Origin of the sequence: Lewinella sp. (assembly GCF_050633125.1) — a bacterium.
GTDB lineage: Bacteria > Bacteroidota > Bacteroidia > Chitinophagales > Saprospiraceae > Lewinella.
Window position 1 is genome coordinate 1 of sequence record NZ_JBOEFX010000140.1, and the last position, 14,475, is coordinate 14,475.

The 14,475-nt window shown below is 44.6% G+C and carries 12 protein-coding genes; 5 read left to right on the top strand and 7 right to left on the bottom strand.

Features of this window, described 5'->3' with window-relative positions:
* Positions 1 to 1,539 (top strand): DUF7619 domain-containing protein (locus ACRBG0_RS25320; RefSeq protein WP_431489626.1); only part of this gene is annotated, 1,539 nt, incomplete at its 5' end.
* A gap of 97 nt (positions 1,540 to 1,636) precedes the next feature.
* Here ACRBG0_RS25320 and ACRBG0_RS25325 read toward each other — a convergent pair.
* The gene (locus ACRBG0_RS25325) at positions 1,637 to 2,161 is read right to left on the bottom strand and encodes a hypothetical protein (RefSeq protein ID WP_431489627.1); all 525 of its coding nucleotides are present in this window, start codon (positions 2,159 to 2,161) and stop codon (positions 1,637 to 1,639) included.
* 237 nt (positions 2,162 to 2,398) lie between these two features.
* Between ACRBG0_RS25325 and ACRBG0_RS25330 the strand changes: the two genes are divergently transcribed.
* Entirely contained in the window at positions 2,399 to 2,848 is a 450-nt protein-coding gene (locus tag ACRBG0_RS25330; RefSeq protein ID WP_431489628.1) for an META domain-containing protein, read from the top strand.
* A gap of 214 nt (positions 2,849 to 3,062) precedes the next feature.
* Here ACRBG0_RS25330 and ACRBG0_RS25335 read toward each other — a convergent pair whose 3' ends face one another.
* Both ACRBG0_RS25335 and ACRBG0_RS25340 read right to left on the bottom strand, forming a co-directional pair.
* Positions 3,063 to 5,591 (bottom strand): gliding motility-associated C-terminal domain-containing protein, encoded by a 2,529-nt coding sequence (locus ACRBG0_RS25335; RefSeq protein WP_431489629.1) that lies wholly within the window; start codon positions 5,589 to 5,591, stop codon positions 3,063 to 3,065.
* Between the two features lie 264 nt (positions 5,592 to 5,855).
* On the bottom strand, positions 5,856 to 7,256 hold the full coding sequence (locus ACRBG0_RS25340) for an arginine decarboxylase (RefSeq protein WP_431489630.1): 1,401 nt from the start codon (positions 7,254 to 7,256) through the stop codon (positions 5,856 to 5,858).
* Between the two features lie 156 nt (positions 7,257 to 7,412).
* Between ACRBG0_RS25340 and ACRBG0_RS25345 the strand changes: the two genes are divergently transcribed.
* The 3 genes from ACRBG0_RS25345 (at position 7,413) to ACRBG0_RS25355 (ending at position 10,027) form a co-directional block, all read left to right on the top strand.
* A complete protein-coding gene (locus ACRBG0_RS25345; protein WP_431489631.1) occupies positions 7,413 to 7,880 on the top strand; it encodes a hypothetical protein in 468 nt (155 codons plus the stop codon).
* Between the two features lie 201 nt (positions 7,881 to 8,081).
* The gene (locus ACRBG0_RS25350; RefSeq protein WP_431489632.1) at positions 8,082 to 9,044 is read left to right on the top strand and encodes an NAD(P)-dependent oxidoreductase; all 963 of its coding nucleotides are present in this window, start codon (positions 8,082 to 8,084) and stop codon (positions 9,042 to 9,044) included.
* 5 nt (positions 9,045 to 9,049) lie between these two features.
* The gene (locus tag ACRBG0_RS25355) at positions 9,050 to 10,027 is read left to right on the top strand and encodes a Gfo/Idh/MocA family protein (RefSeq protein ID WP_431489633.1); all 978 of its coding nucleotides are present in this window, start codon (positions 9,050 to 9,052) and stop codon (positions 10,025 to 10,027) included.
* Between the two features lie 48 nt (positions 10,028 to 10,075).
* Here ACRBG0_RS25355 and ACRBG0_RS25360 read toward each other — a convergent pair whose 3' ends face one another.
* From ACRBG0_RS25360 to ACRBG0_RS25375, 4 genes are all read right to left on the bottom strand, one after another.
* Complete coding sequence (locus ACRBG0_RS25360; RefSeq protein WP_431489634.1) at positions 10,076 to 10,564, bottom strand: hypothetical protein; 489 nt, start codon at positions 10,562 to 10,564, stop codon at positions 10,076 to 10,078.
* Between the two features lie 224 nt (positions 10,565 to 10,788).
* Positions 10,789 to 11,157: a hypothetical protein gene (locus ACRBG0_RS25365; RefSeq protein ID WP_431489635.1), complete on the bottom strand. Its 369-nt coding sequence runs from the start codon at positions 11,155 to 11,157 to the stop codon at positions 10,789 to 10,791.
* A gap of 84 nt (positions 11,158 to 11,241) precedes the next feature.
* A complete protein-coding gene (locus ACRBG0_RS25370; protein ID WP_431489636.1) occupies positions 11,242 to 12,708 on the bottom strand; it encodes a potassium/proton antiporter in 1,467 nt (488 codons plus the stop codon).
* A gap of 88 nt (positions 12,709 to 12,796) precedes the next feature.
* Positions 12,797 to 14,470: a serine hydrolase domain-containing protein gene (locus ACRBG0_RS25375; protein ID WP_431489637.1), complete on the bottom strand. Its 1,674-nt coding sequence runs from the start codon at positions 14,468 to 14,470 to the stop codon at positions 12,797 to 12,799.
* Between the last annotated feature and the right edge of the window lie 5 nt (positions 14,471 to 14,475).

Below are 14,475 nucleotides of genomic sequence, written 5' to 3' on the forward strand. Positions count from 1 at the left end.
TTGACCTGGAGTATGGCGACAGATAGCACGCTTACCTTTCCCATTGCTGACGTAGCTGTTGGCGAACGTGGTTTTCTCAGCATTCAGTTTGAACCTGCCTGTGAAGAATTAATGCTTGGCGAGGAAGTATGCTTCGAGGCCAGTATCACCCCCAACGAACTTTGCGACGAAATGCTTCTCAATTGGGACGGCGCCAACCTGGAAGCGAATGTACTTTGCACCGATGATGCCACGGCTTACCGCATCAGTAATACCGGCGAAGGAGCCACCTCCATGCCCGTCAGTTATCAACTAAGTATCGTCAATGATGATATTATCCTCTACCTGGATGGCACCGTCATTCTGGGGCCGGGCGAATCCGATACCATTCCTCTTCCTCCCGGAGACGACACCTGGTATTTGCAACTCCAGCAAACGGTAGGCCACCCCTACCCTGTTCCCATTGGCTTGTTCACCAACAACTGTAGTTCTGATGACTCACCACATATCCCCGAGTTGCTGCCTACGGGTACTGGCGATCCGTTTCGGGTGGTTCTTTGCCGCGAGGTGGTTGGGCCTTACGATCCAAATGACAAGACCGCTCTGCCTATTGGTTTGACGGAGGCGCACTACATTCAGCGTGAATGGCCACTGGACTATACGATCCAGTTTCAGAACGTGGGGAGTGATCGCGCCCGCAATGTAATCCTTGAAGATACGCTCTCGCCCTACTTGGACTTGAGCACCTTCAGTCCACTCATTGCTTCGCATGATTACGATTGGCGTATCTCCGATGAGCGCGTGCTACGTGTTATTTTCCTCGACATCAACCTACCGGACAGCACCAGCAACGAAGTCGGTAGTCATGGCTTTTTTAGCTTTCGCATAAAACCTAAGTCAGATACCCCTTTTGAAACAGACATCCTCAACTTTGCTGATATATTCTTTGATTTTAATGCGCCGATCCGTACCGGTACTACGCAACACCGTATCCGCAAGCCACAGCGGTCGGCCAGTATATTCCTAGAACTTTGCAGTGGCGAGGAATACCTCAACCAGGTCATCACAAACGATACCATTCTCCGCGAAACACTGGTCTTTTCAGCGTACGATAGTACGACCTTTTATCACCTTAATGTTTTGTCTAACCCAATCACTACAATCCCGATAGAATTGGCTGAACCAGACTTATGGGAAGGGATTTTCATCCAACAAGACACCCTCATCCAGCATGTATTCATTGCCGAAAACGGTTGTGATAGTCTTGTCAATTATGACATCAGTATTCTCACAGCAGTGAATGAATTGGAAGCTAATTTACGCTTACAGCTACATCCTAATCCGGCGACAACTGTTGCGCAAATACATTGGCGTAGCGGCCAACTTTTGCAGCAAATACAAATCATTAATAGTGCAGGACAGCTAGTGCATATCCTTATCCCCAAGGGGGCGACGGAATCCTTCGAGCTACCGGTTACACCTTTTGCTAGTGGTAGCTATCAATTGCGTTTGTTGTTTGAGAATGGGCAAATTAGGCGGCGTTTACAAGTCGTACGTTGATAAGCGGATAGCGCATTATCACCTCAAAACAAACATCCCGAATACCAGCAGTTGCCGGTATTCGGGATATTGTGTTCTCAGAGGGCGATTGCTCTGATTAGATATCTTCTAGTACGCCCTTCCATTCACCTGTTACCGTCTTTCCCTCTGATGTAGTAAGGTTGAACGTGACAGTTGTTTCCATACCATCAATGGCAATATCTACAGTGCCAGCTGTAGCGGAAATCCTCGTCCCAGTAAAACTACCTAAGTTATAATCAATATAAGCTTCGCTGCCAGGAACAATTGAAAATGCGGTACGAGTATCTGACCAATTGTAGGTACCCACTTCCAACCCGGTGGCTGAATTAGTATTCAAGTCGAGGTAAATCAGTTCTCCTGTTCCTGTAAGGGAAGAGCCAGATGTTGAAACCCCGGTACTAGCAAGGTAAACATCAAAATCATGGGTGCCATTAAAATTAGGACCTACATCATTTAAGTACCCCTTAGCCAAGCTATAAGTGGTGCCATCATAGGTGAATTCGTTTTTCACCGTGGTGCCCATGTCGTCGTCATCTTTGTTACAACCAGAAAATACGGTGAAAGCAATCATCGCAATTAAAGCAAAAAATAGATTTTTCATCAATGTGTGTTTTTATGGGGACTTGTTTGTCCGTTTTTCAAAATAAAAGTGAAGTGTAAATAGGCAACGGTTGATCTTCCAACAGTGCCGTTTCGTGGGTTAATGTCAAAAGGGTGTGGCGAGGTAAGTGCTTTTTGTGATTTTTTTGAAAAAAATATTTAATGCTCATCTGTTTGCCTCTGTAAGGCTTTTCTCCGTCAAATCATTATGTTTGTGCTGTCTCAAAAAACCAATCCTATGCAAAACTATCTCTTCCTTTTCCTACTGGCAGGTATCCTAGTACTAACCGCCTGCAAAGCAAAGAAAACAGTAACAGAGGTCGCTCCTGAAGATTCTAAATTCGCGCCGCTCGATGTGCGCCTGCATGACATTTGGGTGCTCACCACAATTAATGGAGAAGAACTAGATCGCACCAAACCTCGCCCTCGCCTAGAACTCTACCCCGGCGAAGGCCGTATCACTGGTAGCGGTGGCTGTAACGAGTTCTTTGGCCAAATGGATGGTATGGGCAAGGAGATCACCTTCCGCAATGTAGGTACCACTAAGATGTTTTGCAGAGACCTCATGGAGTTGGAAAACAATTTCCTCACCCTACTCCAACAGGCTCAAACCTACCGTCTCAAGGAACTGAAACTCTACTTATTTGAAGGCAAAAAAGAAATCCTGGTCTTCCAAAAAGTCGATTAATGAACATGTCGATTGCAATTGTTTTTTATCACATAGTCACAGAGGCTTTCAGTACATAGACACATAAGTTTTGTTTGTGGGAAAATCAATAAGAGCTTGACAAAATACACATTTAAGTCCCCCCCTCTTCTATGTGCCTATGTCATAAAAGGCACTCGCTATATGTCTATGTGATAAAAACCCTACCCGTAATCCCTTTCATCCTTCAAAAGGATCACCGAATCAACATCACATCCCCTGACAAGGTCTCCGTCAGGCCATCCAGGAATTCGATTTCGGCTTGCCAGAGGTACACACCCGGTTCAAGAAACTTCCCGTTGTTATCTGCTTTTCCGTTCCATCCTGTTTGCTCAAAATTGAGTTCACTATTTGTAGAACTGTATATAATACTCCCCCATCGGCTATAGATCCGCAGGTTTCTTATCACACCATAATCCGGACTTTGGAGGTAAAACCAATCGTTAATACCATCTCGGTTGGCTGAAAAGATATTAGGCGCAAAAACCCGCCGGGTGTTGTCTACCACAAAATCTATCAAGCTACTATCCGTACAGGTGCCATTGCTCACCTTGAGGGTATAAACGGTCGTAATTAGCGGCCGGGCCAAAGGAGAAAGACAATCCAAACAACTTAAGGTACTGTCTACCTCGGCCACCCACTCTACAAGCAAAGAATCGCCCAAGTTGATCACCGAGGGCAAAAACTGATAGGATTCACCCAAAAACACCATCACCTCATCTTCTACAAAAAGATCAATTGGCGTACCTTCGGTAACGGTAAAAAACACATAAGACGGATCACAACCATCCAAAATGGTCACATTGTAATCGCCTGGTTGAGTAATGGTTCTGATCGAGTCAGTGGAACCATTGTCCCATAGATAATTGAAACCAAAAGGTGCTGCATTTAGATCCAATTCCGCACGAGCACAAATAATGGTATCTACGTAAAAACTATCGGTTGGCACCCCCAGTACAAAAATAATGGTACTATCTACCGCTTGGGTATTGGGGTCATCAGAAAGACGAAATGGACCTAGCTCTGCCGGAAACCCTTCGATACGTGCCTGATTGGGGTATTCTCCGGGAGGCAGATCGCCCACTTCTACCAGGATATCAAGTGTATCCGTACCTACAGGAATGTTCATCCCCGTTATTTTTATCAGCTGAGGATTGCCGGTATTGACCAATGCCCCACCGTAAGGGTTTTGAAGAATTTCTACGGGCGTAAACCCAAGCGGCAAGGTGTCGATAAACGTGATATCATTACGCGGAAAACCTGAAGAATTCTCAATATAAAAGTGATAAACAGCCTCACTACATGGCAGTGCTTGGCGTGGTTCCGTCTCGTGGCGTACTTCGATGGTGTACGGACAGGAGGCATAGGTTACATCGAATTCAACGTACACTTCCTGGCAGCCGCCACCCACATTAAGATAGTAGAGCCCCTCTGTATTAACCGTTATTACCTGATCAGAACTTCCTGTATTCCATTCAATATTTGCACCAAATTCGCTGGCATCTAGGTCCAGTTCATTACCAATACAAGAGAAAAAAGAACGAAAAATGCTGTCTTCCTCAATCCTGTTAACATTGACAAACGTAGAATCCCCCGGAGCAAAGGTCTTGAAATCATCAGAAAGTCGGGTCCCCCCCAAAGCAACAGGTAGACCTGTTAGTTTTGCCTGACTTTTATATTGTCCACCTGCAATATCATCCAACTCTACCAAAACGACAATACTGTCAATCTCAGGAGAGATACTCATGTTATCAATCTGTAGAAAATCACTTCCTATGCCTGTGACTGTACCTCCGTAGGGGTTTCTGACGATGGATTGAACATTAAAACCAGCGGGGAAATTGTGCTCAAAATCAACACCCGGCAGGTCGCCTCCGGTACCATTTCCTACTAAATAGGTAAACTCCAACTCCTCACAAGGAAAGAGTGTTTTCGGTGCCGCATCGGCCAATACCTCCAAGCCGTAAGGGCATCCTGCCAAATCGGTAATAATGCCTACTGGCCCGGTAATTCGGCGGTTTTCCTGCCCGGTTTCCGGAGGGAGATCAAAAATAGCCCCCGCTACGCCAAAGGCAGAGGTCCCATAACCATAAATCTTGCCCGAAGCATCAATGTAGACGCCCTGGATTTTATTCTCAAACAAGGTGACATTATACCCCGTAAACATTAAAGTGCCCAGGTTTAGCGATAAAAAAGATTGATTATTAAAATCATACGCCCACATATCTCCCGTGTAGGGATGGAAAGCAATATCAAGTAAATTGATGTTTCCGGCCACCGGCAGAATCGTCACGCTGAAGTCGTTTAGGTTGACCCTCGCAAGGTGTTGATCTATGCCATTAAGAGAACCCGTGGTATACAGGAACTCTCCGTTGGGAGTAACTCCGGCAGCTTCATACACCAGGTTATTACCCAAAGCCAGTGGTCCTAAATCCTCCACATCCCCTAAGGCATCAATCCGATAGAGCCGATGATCTGTTCGTCCCACTCCGTAGATCAACTGATCTGTGCTTCGGTAACCAATGGCATGAATATCCAAGGCACCCAAGCTATTTATTGGAATTAAGGAAACACTGTTATTGGCCGGATTAATAAAAACACGACCAAACTCATTAGTAGGTTCAATGATACAATAAACGGTTCCATCACAATCCAATGGCTCTTGGGCAAGCAGGCTGACCGCAAAAAAACAAACGAAGTTTACTATCAGGAACCAATACTTCATCGGGGTAATTTTAACTCAACTACAAATAAGAACATGCACTTATGATCTGCTTTAACACAAGCAAATACGCTTCTCTATAATAAAAAGCTAATATAAGCGAATAGTAAATAGCTGTAGCTGTCCGAAAGTTGGCAAAAAGACTTTCTCATCGAAACTCCGCTAAACCATAATAACAATTACAAGGTCATTAAGTACCTAAAACAACAGCCCTTACCTCATTTAAAAGAGGTAAGGGCTGATTAATGTTTTTGACAATAAAAACCCCTAGTACCCCAATATTTCCAACATACTCTCCGGCGACTGTTCTTCCCGATAGAGGGTAGAGACAAGGTTTCCTTCTTTATCCCGATCAATAAGGATATGTTTGGGAGAAGGAATCAGGCAGTGCTTGATACCTCCGTAACCAGAAATATTATCCTGATAAGCGCCCGTGTGAAAAAACCCAAGATAGAGAGGCTCCTTTTCCTTTGTAGGATCAATGATGGGTAAATACACCTGACTTTCGTGAATTTCAGAATTGTAATAATCGGAGTTATCACAGGTCAATCCGCCGATGTTCACCCGGCGATATTCATTATTCCATTTGTTGATAGGCAATAGAACGAAACGCTCTCCTATTCCCCAGGCGTCGGGCAGGCAAGTCATCAACGACCCGTCGATCATGTACCACATTTCCGAATCGTTCTGCTGTTTCTGTGTCAATACACTGAAGACCGTCGCCGTACTTTCACCAACCGTGTATTTTCCGAATTCGGTAAAAATATCAGGTTCAGGAACGTCCGCTTCTTCACAAGCTACCAGGATATTGTTGACAATCTCCCGCACCATATATTTATAATCGAATTCAAAACCAAGACTATTACGGATAGGCATACCTCCGCCAATATTGATGGCGTGAAGTTCTTCGTTATGCTGCCAAAGTTCACAATAAATCTTGAGAGCTTTGCGCAATTCGCCCCAGTAATACAGGCTATCTTTGATACCTGTATCAACAAAGAAGTGTAATAATTTCAGTTTAAACTTGGGGTTATTCTTGACTTTCTCTTCGTAAAAAGGTACTACTTCTGCTGCCCGAATCCCCAGCCGTGAGGTATAAAACTCAAAATTGGGTTCTTCCTCGGTAGCTACGCGAATTCCCAAATTACATTTACCCTCAACGTGAGCAGAATAATAATCGACTTCCTCTTTGTTGTCACAAACAGGAATCACGTTTTCAAAACCGTCGTTGATAAGGCCTACTATCCGCTCCAGATAACGCTGGGGCTTAAAGCCATTACAAACGATGGTTGTTGTTTTATCGATCTTTCCTTTTTCGTAAAGTTTACGAATAAGGTCCACGTCAAAGGCCGAAGAGGTTTCTAAATTGACCCCTTGATCCAATACCTCATTGAGTACGTAACTAAAGTGGTTACTTTTTGTACAATAACAGTAGTGATATTTCCCTGCATACCCCAGCGATCGCATTGCGCGGTTGAAAAGATTACGCGCACGTTTGATCTGGGTACCAATTTTAGGTAAATAAGTTACCTTAAAAGGAGTACCATATTTTTCAATCAAATGAATGAGGGGAATACCGTGAAATTCAAGATAGTTATCCTCAAACTCAAAACCTTCCTGAGGGAAGTAGAAGGTCTGGTCAATTAGGTCGGAATATTTGTTAGCCACGGGCAGACAATCTAGCTTTATGAAGAAATATGCTGGAATCCAGCAAGTCAGAAACGCCGCAAAAGTACGATTAGTTGATTAATTCTGTCATTACAAATGTTATTCATTCTGCTTGCTAAGAAGATAATAATTATGTTTGCCCCAAAATATACCATAATGGAACAATTGGATGCACTAAACCAGGTGGCAGACTTTCATCGCACCTTCAAACACCCTATTGAAAAAACCCCCTTAATTCCTGCTCCTGAACGGTGTCAGTTGCGGGTTTCTCTTTTGCAAGAAGAGCTACAGGAGCTCGAAGACGCCATCGCTGCAAACGACTTGGTAGAAGTAGCTGATGCCCTCTGCGATATTCAGTATGTACTTTCCGGCGCTGTCCTGGAATTTGGTTTAGGCGATAAATTCCGTGAGCTTTTCGACGAAGTTCAACGCTCTAACATGAGTAAAACCTGTGCTACCGAAGCCGAAGCCGAAGCCACCGCCGAACACTACCGCAAAAAAGGCACCCAATGCTACATTCAACAATCGGGTGATCATTGGTTGGTATACCGCGAAGGCGATAACAAAACACTGAAATCTATCAACTATTCGCCTGCCGATATTGCAGGACTTTTGTCAAAGTAGTGTGAGGTTTAGAGCTTGTTATCTCACTAAAAAGCAGAAGAATCCAAAGCAAATACCACTGTGCCAAGTACCAGGTTCAAAGACTTTGACGACCCCAAACGGGGAACCTCCAAAGCGCCATCTGATCTTCGCCTGGCACCATGCGTATTCATGGATTCAGTTCAATGAACAATAAAGCCTTTATTCTTAACAACAAATATCATGACTAACAACCCTGCACCCATTGTTCTTTTCCTCGCTCCTACAGAACCCGTGCTATGGGAGCGCCTGACTGCCTTGGGGTATGATTGTCGAGATATGCAGGAGGCACCCGAAGATCAGGTTTTTGCTGTTTTGCCACAAGCTTTCGGTATCGTCATCCGTAGCCGTTTTAATATTGACCGGAATTTTTTGGATGCAGCAACGCAACTCGTGTTTGTTGCTCGTTCTGGCGTAGGCGTAGAGCATATTGATTTGGACTATGCTGCCCAGCGTAACATCACTGTTTTTACCTCTCCAGAAGGTAGCCGTGATGCCGTAGGTGAGCATACCATTGGTTTGTTGCTTATGCTCATGAACCACCTCGCTCGGGCCGACCGCCAAGTACGGCAGGGCAAATGGATCAGGGGCGGTAACCGTGGCCATGAAATAAAAGGGAAAACCGTAGGGATCATTGGCTATGGTAATATGGGACAGGCTTTTGCCCGCCGTTTGCAAGGTTTCAGTTGTAAAGTCATCGCCTACGATAAATTCAAAACCAATTATGGCGATGAATATGCCAGCGCCGTAAGTCTGGAAGAATTAAAAGAACAGGCAGACATCCTTAGCTTGCACATTCCTTACTTGCCCGAAAACCACCACCTGGTGGATGCAGCATACCTTGCGGGCTTCCAACACCCTATCTGGTTGGTAAATACCGCTCGCGGACTGGTCGTAAAGACCGACGATCTCGTACAAGCCCTTGATGACGGCCGGGTAAGCGGAGCCGCACTAGATGTGATTGAGTACGAAGATCAATCTTTTGTACATCTCGACCCGAAGCTACAGCCCGCGGCCTTCCACCGTTTGCTGGAGCTGCCCAACGTGGTGCTAAACCCACACATTGCCGGTTGGTCTTATGAGGCCGAAGAAGGCCACGCACAGACCCTGGCTGATAAAATTGAGAAAACCTACGGACAACAGTAACCATCATGCAAAAGACTTTCCGCTGGGGCATTATCGGCCCCGGAAAAATAGCCCACCAATTTGCCCAAGATCTGGAGCAGGTGCCCAACGCGCAGCTTTTTGCCATTGCTGGCAGAAACCAAGAACGCGCCCAACGTTTCGCCGATGTCTACAATGCTCCACACACTTTTACGGACGTAGCTGATATGCTGGCATTGCCCGAATTAGACGTCGTCTACATCGCAACACCCCACACTTCTCACTGCACCTATACCCTCCAATGCCTGGAGGCAGGGAAAGCCGTGCTTTGCGAAAAGCCTTGGGCGATGAACCAAGCGGAAGCTGCCCAAATGCGCGATTTGGCGCAAACAAAAAAGGTATTCCTCATGGAAGCCATCTGGACGCGCTTCCTGCCTACGACCAAGAAAATTCTCGAATTGATCGAGGAAGATGTCATTGGTATCGTCCAAAGTGTAAAAGCAGACTTTGGCTTTCGCGCCAAAACGATGGACTTGGAAAGCAGGTTATTTAATCCAGCGCTTGGTGGCGGATCACTACTCGATATAGGCTTGTATCCCGTTTTTCTATCTCAACTCCTTTTGGGTACACCTACGAAGATTCAAGCAGCTGCTCGGTTAGCTCCTACGGGTGTTGATACCGAAACAAGCATCATCTTGAGCTACCCCGGTGATCAGATCGCCAACTTGCACTGCACCTTTGGCGCCAACACTAAAACAGAGGCTTTCATCCACGGTAGCAAGGGCAGTATTCATTGGCACGGGCGCTGGCACGAACCCAGCCATTTCAGTGTATTGATGCCCGACCAAGGGCCAGACAACTACTTTTTTGAGCACACCACGCACGGGTACAGCTACGAGGCTATACGCGTACAAGAATGCCTTGCTGCCGGCTTGATTGAATGTCCGGAATTGCCACTCGATTTCAGCTACCGCATGACGCAGTTGCTAGATAATATTCGGATAGAGGCAGGTATTATATACTGAATCATTTCCGGGCAGGTTCGTAAACCTGCCCGGAAGTAATATGATCATTTATGCCTTTATAAGCAGTTCGTTATTAATACTTTTCGCCCATTTCTTCATGACTGTAAGTTCATCATTAAGCTGAAAATTCTCTGCACCATTATAAAATTCCAATGCAAGATCAGCTTTACCCGAAGTGGTTGACCTAAAAAGTAACTCCAGTTTATCAATTACACTATCATTACTCGCTCCTCCCCTGTTTCGATTTCTAGCCACAATTTCACAAGACTGAAAACCAGCAAGATTTACTGCTTCTGAAAAAGAATCATCTCCTTTGGTCTTAACAAAGAAAACCATCCCGGCTTCCTGGTCAATACCTATTATTATATTCCCACAAGACTCATATTCAGTAATTGTACATTCAACCCGATTAGCTTCTGTGGTAAGCAAATGAAGCATTCGCTTTTCTTTATCCTTTTTACCCTTACTAATCATTAAAAATGGCACCACTACAATGGCTATTAAAACAAGACCAACAATGGCTGTTCCGATTTCCATAAACATATATTTTTCTAAAACGATGATTGATTTAGAGCGTATTGGGAAATCCCCCAACACACTCTGACCTGTTAAATGGAGCAACTATACCGTAGCAAACAGCATATTTGGGCAGAGGGAGTAAACAGCTATCAGGTGTTTATCCTATCTCTCTCTGTAACAGGCTTATATTTAGAATTCTTGTCCCAAAAGCGCTAAGCTTTTTGGGGTAGTTCTATAAACAATCACCAAAAATAGTGGAAGGGAAAAATACCATCTGCCTTCCGAGATTTCTCAGGAAAAGTATTGATGCTATTTTTATACTGAAGGAAGAAAGCGTTAAAAAGTCGATAGGCTTGCTTCGTCAAGTGCCAATACCCGTGGTACGAACTCTTCTGTGCAGGTGACGAAAAATACGTTGAATGACCGCCTATGCTTTCGGCAGGATTTGTATGGCTGAACAAGCCATTTACGACGGGTGAAAAGAATCCTTTTTCCGTTGCTGGTTTGTCAGCAAGCCTAAACTCCGTATACTCGATATTGCTTACACTGAGTGCAATACCATAGATCGCCGTTAAGGCAATAATACCACAGAATTTAAGAATATTTTTCACGGGGCAAAACTAAGTAATTATCAATATTTTGTAGCCATTAGGTCTATATTTTTATACCGCAAATCTCCCCTCTGGCCGAACACACTAACCTCCCTGCACTAAATCTTTCCTGACGTTTTCTATTGATGCTTCGTCATCAGCCAATATAAGCAACTCATCTGCTGGCTCTATCACCGTAGATCCTTTAGGAATAATGTATTTCCCCTGGCGTTTGATCATGGCAATGAGCAGATTACTCGGAAAATGCAGGTCCACTATCTCTTTGCCAACAGCAAAATCGCCCGCAGCTATTTTTATTTCTTCCATACCTGCTTTGGGGTAATCCGCCAATAGCATATCTGTGGGATTGAGCTTTTTTGACGTCTCCGGGATAGATACCTTCAGCCATTTCGCAACTACCGAAAGGGTCGTGCCTTGTAACAGAATAGAAGTAACAGAAATAAAGAAAACTACATTGAAAATCATATCTGCTTTCTCAATACCAGCCAACAAGGGATACGTCGCAAAAACAATGGGTACTGCTCCTCGTAACCCCACCCAGGAGATATAAAACCGCCTTTTATTCTTCATCTTGAAAAACGACAAACTGAGAAAAATGGCCAGCGGACGGGCGATAAAAATAAGAAATAGGGAAATAACCAGTCCAAATCCAATCAGTGGGACAATCTCTGTAGGAAACACCAAAAGTCCTAGCGTTAGGAATAGTACAATTTGCATTAGCCACGCCAACCCATCAAACATCTTCAGGATGGTCTTTTTATGGATCAAATCCTGGTTGCCTAAATAGACGGCACAAATATAAATAGCAAGAAAACCATTGCCGCCAATGGCATCCGTTCCAGAGAAAGTGATAAACATCAGCGCTATCACCAATACAGGGTAAAGTCCTTCGAAATCAAGGCGAATTTTGTTGATTACGTATTTACTGGCATACCCAAAAGCCAAACCGGCAATGCCCCCTAAAATCATTTGCTGCAGAAAAAACGGGACGATCATAAGAATCCCTTGCTCAGGATTAACCACCAACGACAGAAAAGCAATCGTCAGCACATAAGCCATAGGATCGTTACTCCCGCTTTCCAACTCCAGCGTAGGCCGCAAATTGGTCTTTAGCGCAATATTCTTTGACCTCAAAATGGAAAACACAGCCGCTGCATCCGTAGAAGACACAATAGCTCCCAACAGCAAACTTTCGTAAATAGTGAAGTCTGAGACATACCAAACGAAGGTCCCTAGTGAAACAGCAGTCAAAAAAACGCCCAATGTAGAAAGAACCAACCCTTCCTTGAGAACCGGCTTTACTGTATTCCAATTCGTATCAAGGCCACCGGAAAACAAAATGAAATTCAGAGATACTACCCCTACAAACTGGGCCATCTTGGGATCGTCAAAATCAATCCCTCCTATTCCGTCAGAACCTGCCAACATTCCTATCGCTAGGAATAATATTAATGTTGGGACACCAAACTTATAGGAAGTCTTTCCTGCAATTACGCTGATCAATAATAGCGAGGACCCTATCAATAAAATATTCTCAATGGTTAAATGCATCTTCGAAATTCCCTGTATTGGTAATTCTCAATAGTACACTTAAATTAGCAGACAGGTTCTATTGTTGCTAAAGTTTTCCCTGATTTGATTAGCGTTTTGTTAAAACAACCGTCCGGCCATGTTGCTGAAAATAAAGGGAATCATTTTTCCAAGAGAATTCCAGTGCGTCTTCGCCATCAGGAAACCCATCCAGGTAGAAGCCATTCTTCACAGGATAAGCATACATCTCTACTTGTTTTTCCGGAAGGTAGAACTCGTATTCAAACATACCTTGAACTCGCCCTTCCTCATCAAAATAAAAAATGATATCCTGCACCCCCTCTGATCCATTCATTCGCGCCAAGCCATACGCTTCATTGACGAAATAAGGGATTATTTCCTCAAGGTCTCCTACTCTTTTTTTCATCATATTAACCCCAACGGAGAGAAGCCCTGTATAAGTAACGAGTTTCATCTCACCATCACAATACTTGCCGACTTTCCAATATTTGCCACGCTGCAAAAGTTTGCAGAGTTTCGACATTTTCTCTCCCATTTCAGTAGTTTCAGAAAGAGGAGTATTAGTGACAATCCTGCTAGGATAACGGTTCTTGATAGTCAAACGAATTACGGTATCAACGGGGGTCAGGTGCAACGTATCACCATCTGGCAACACAAATGCCCCATGAGCAAGCGCTCGGTCTACTTTAGCGGGTAACATCTCAGCTGGTTCACCGTTCAGATCAGCCCAAATAGAAGTGGCCCACTCGCGAATTTTGTCAGCACTATTTCCGTAAAGGTGAATGGATTCAAAACCCCGATTGGTCAATATAATAACTTGCTGCCGTGTTGTGGGGTCAAAGCTTACAAAAGCTGCAAATCCGGTATTTATGCCATCGTGTTCCACATAACCTTCTGTAGATCGTTGCCACCCATAGGCATAAGTAGCCGACGCTCCTGCTCGTGTGTGCGAACGCAAATATTCATCTCTCAACGTTCCATTCAAAAACGTGTCAGACTGAATAACCTCTATCCATCGAGCCAAGTCTTCCGCCGATGCATAAACACCACCAGCACCGACCATCCACGAAGGGTGATGTATCGGAGCAGCACGCTGCAAATCAACACGAAAACCGTAGTACGGAAGCGCGGCCCCTGAGGCAGCGCCCCAACTTGTGGACGTTAGCCCGTAGGGTTGAAAAATCTTCTGGTTCAAAAAATCACCAAAAGATAAACCAGACATTTCCTCTACCACCACTGCTAGTAGGATGTAGCCAGAGTTACTGTAGGCAAACTCCTCCCCTGGAGAAAATTGTAGCTTGGCGAATCGAAAACGGTTGACAAGCGTTGCTCTGGTGATTGGCCCCGCCTCAGGGAAAAATACATCAAGCCCCTGTTCTGTCTGGTACAAACTAGGGATACCGCTGGTGTGTGTGAGTAAATGATGGAGTGTAACTTTGCGCCAGCGTTTACTTGCCAGATCGCCAAGATACTGATTGACAGGCGTGTGTAGATCAACTTTACCATCGACCACCAATTGCAGAATAGCTGCCGCCGTAAACTGTTTGGTCAATGATCCGATATCAAAAGGCGTATCTGTAGTGATAGGAATTCCGGGGCGGGCGTCACCTTTACAGATTTCATACTGTCTTTGTGCTGAATCCTGAACGATGACGACTCCATTGAAGTGACCATACTGCGCAGCACGGGTAAATATAGTTTCCACCTGAGCATTGCCAAGGGAGTACACAAGCAGGAAGAGTAAGCAATAGTAATTTTTCATCTTGT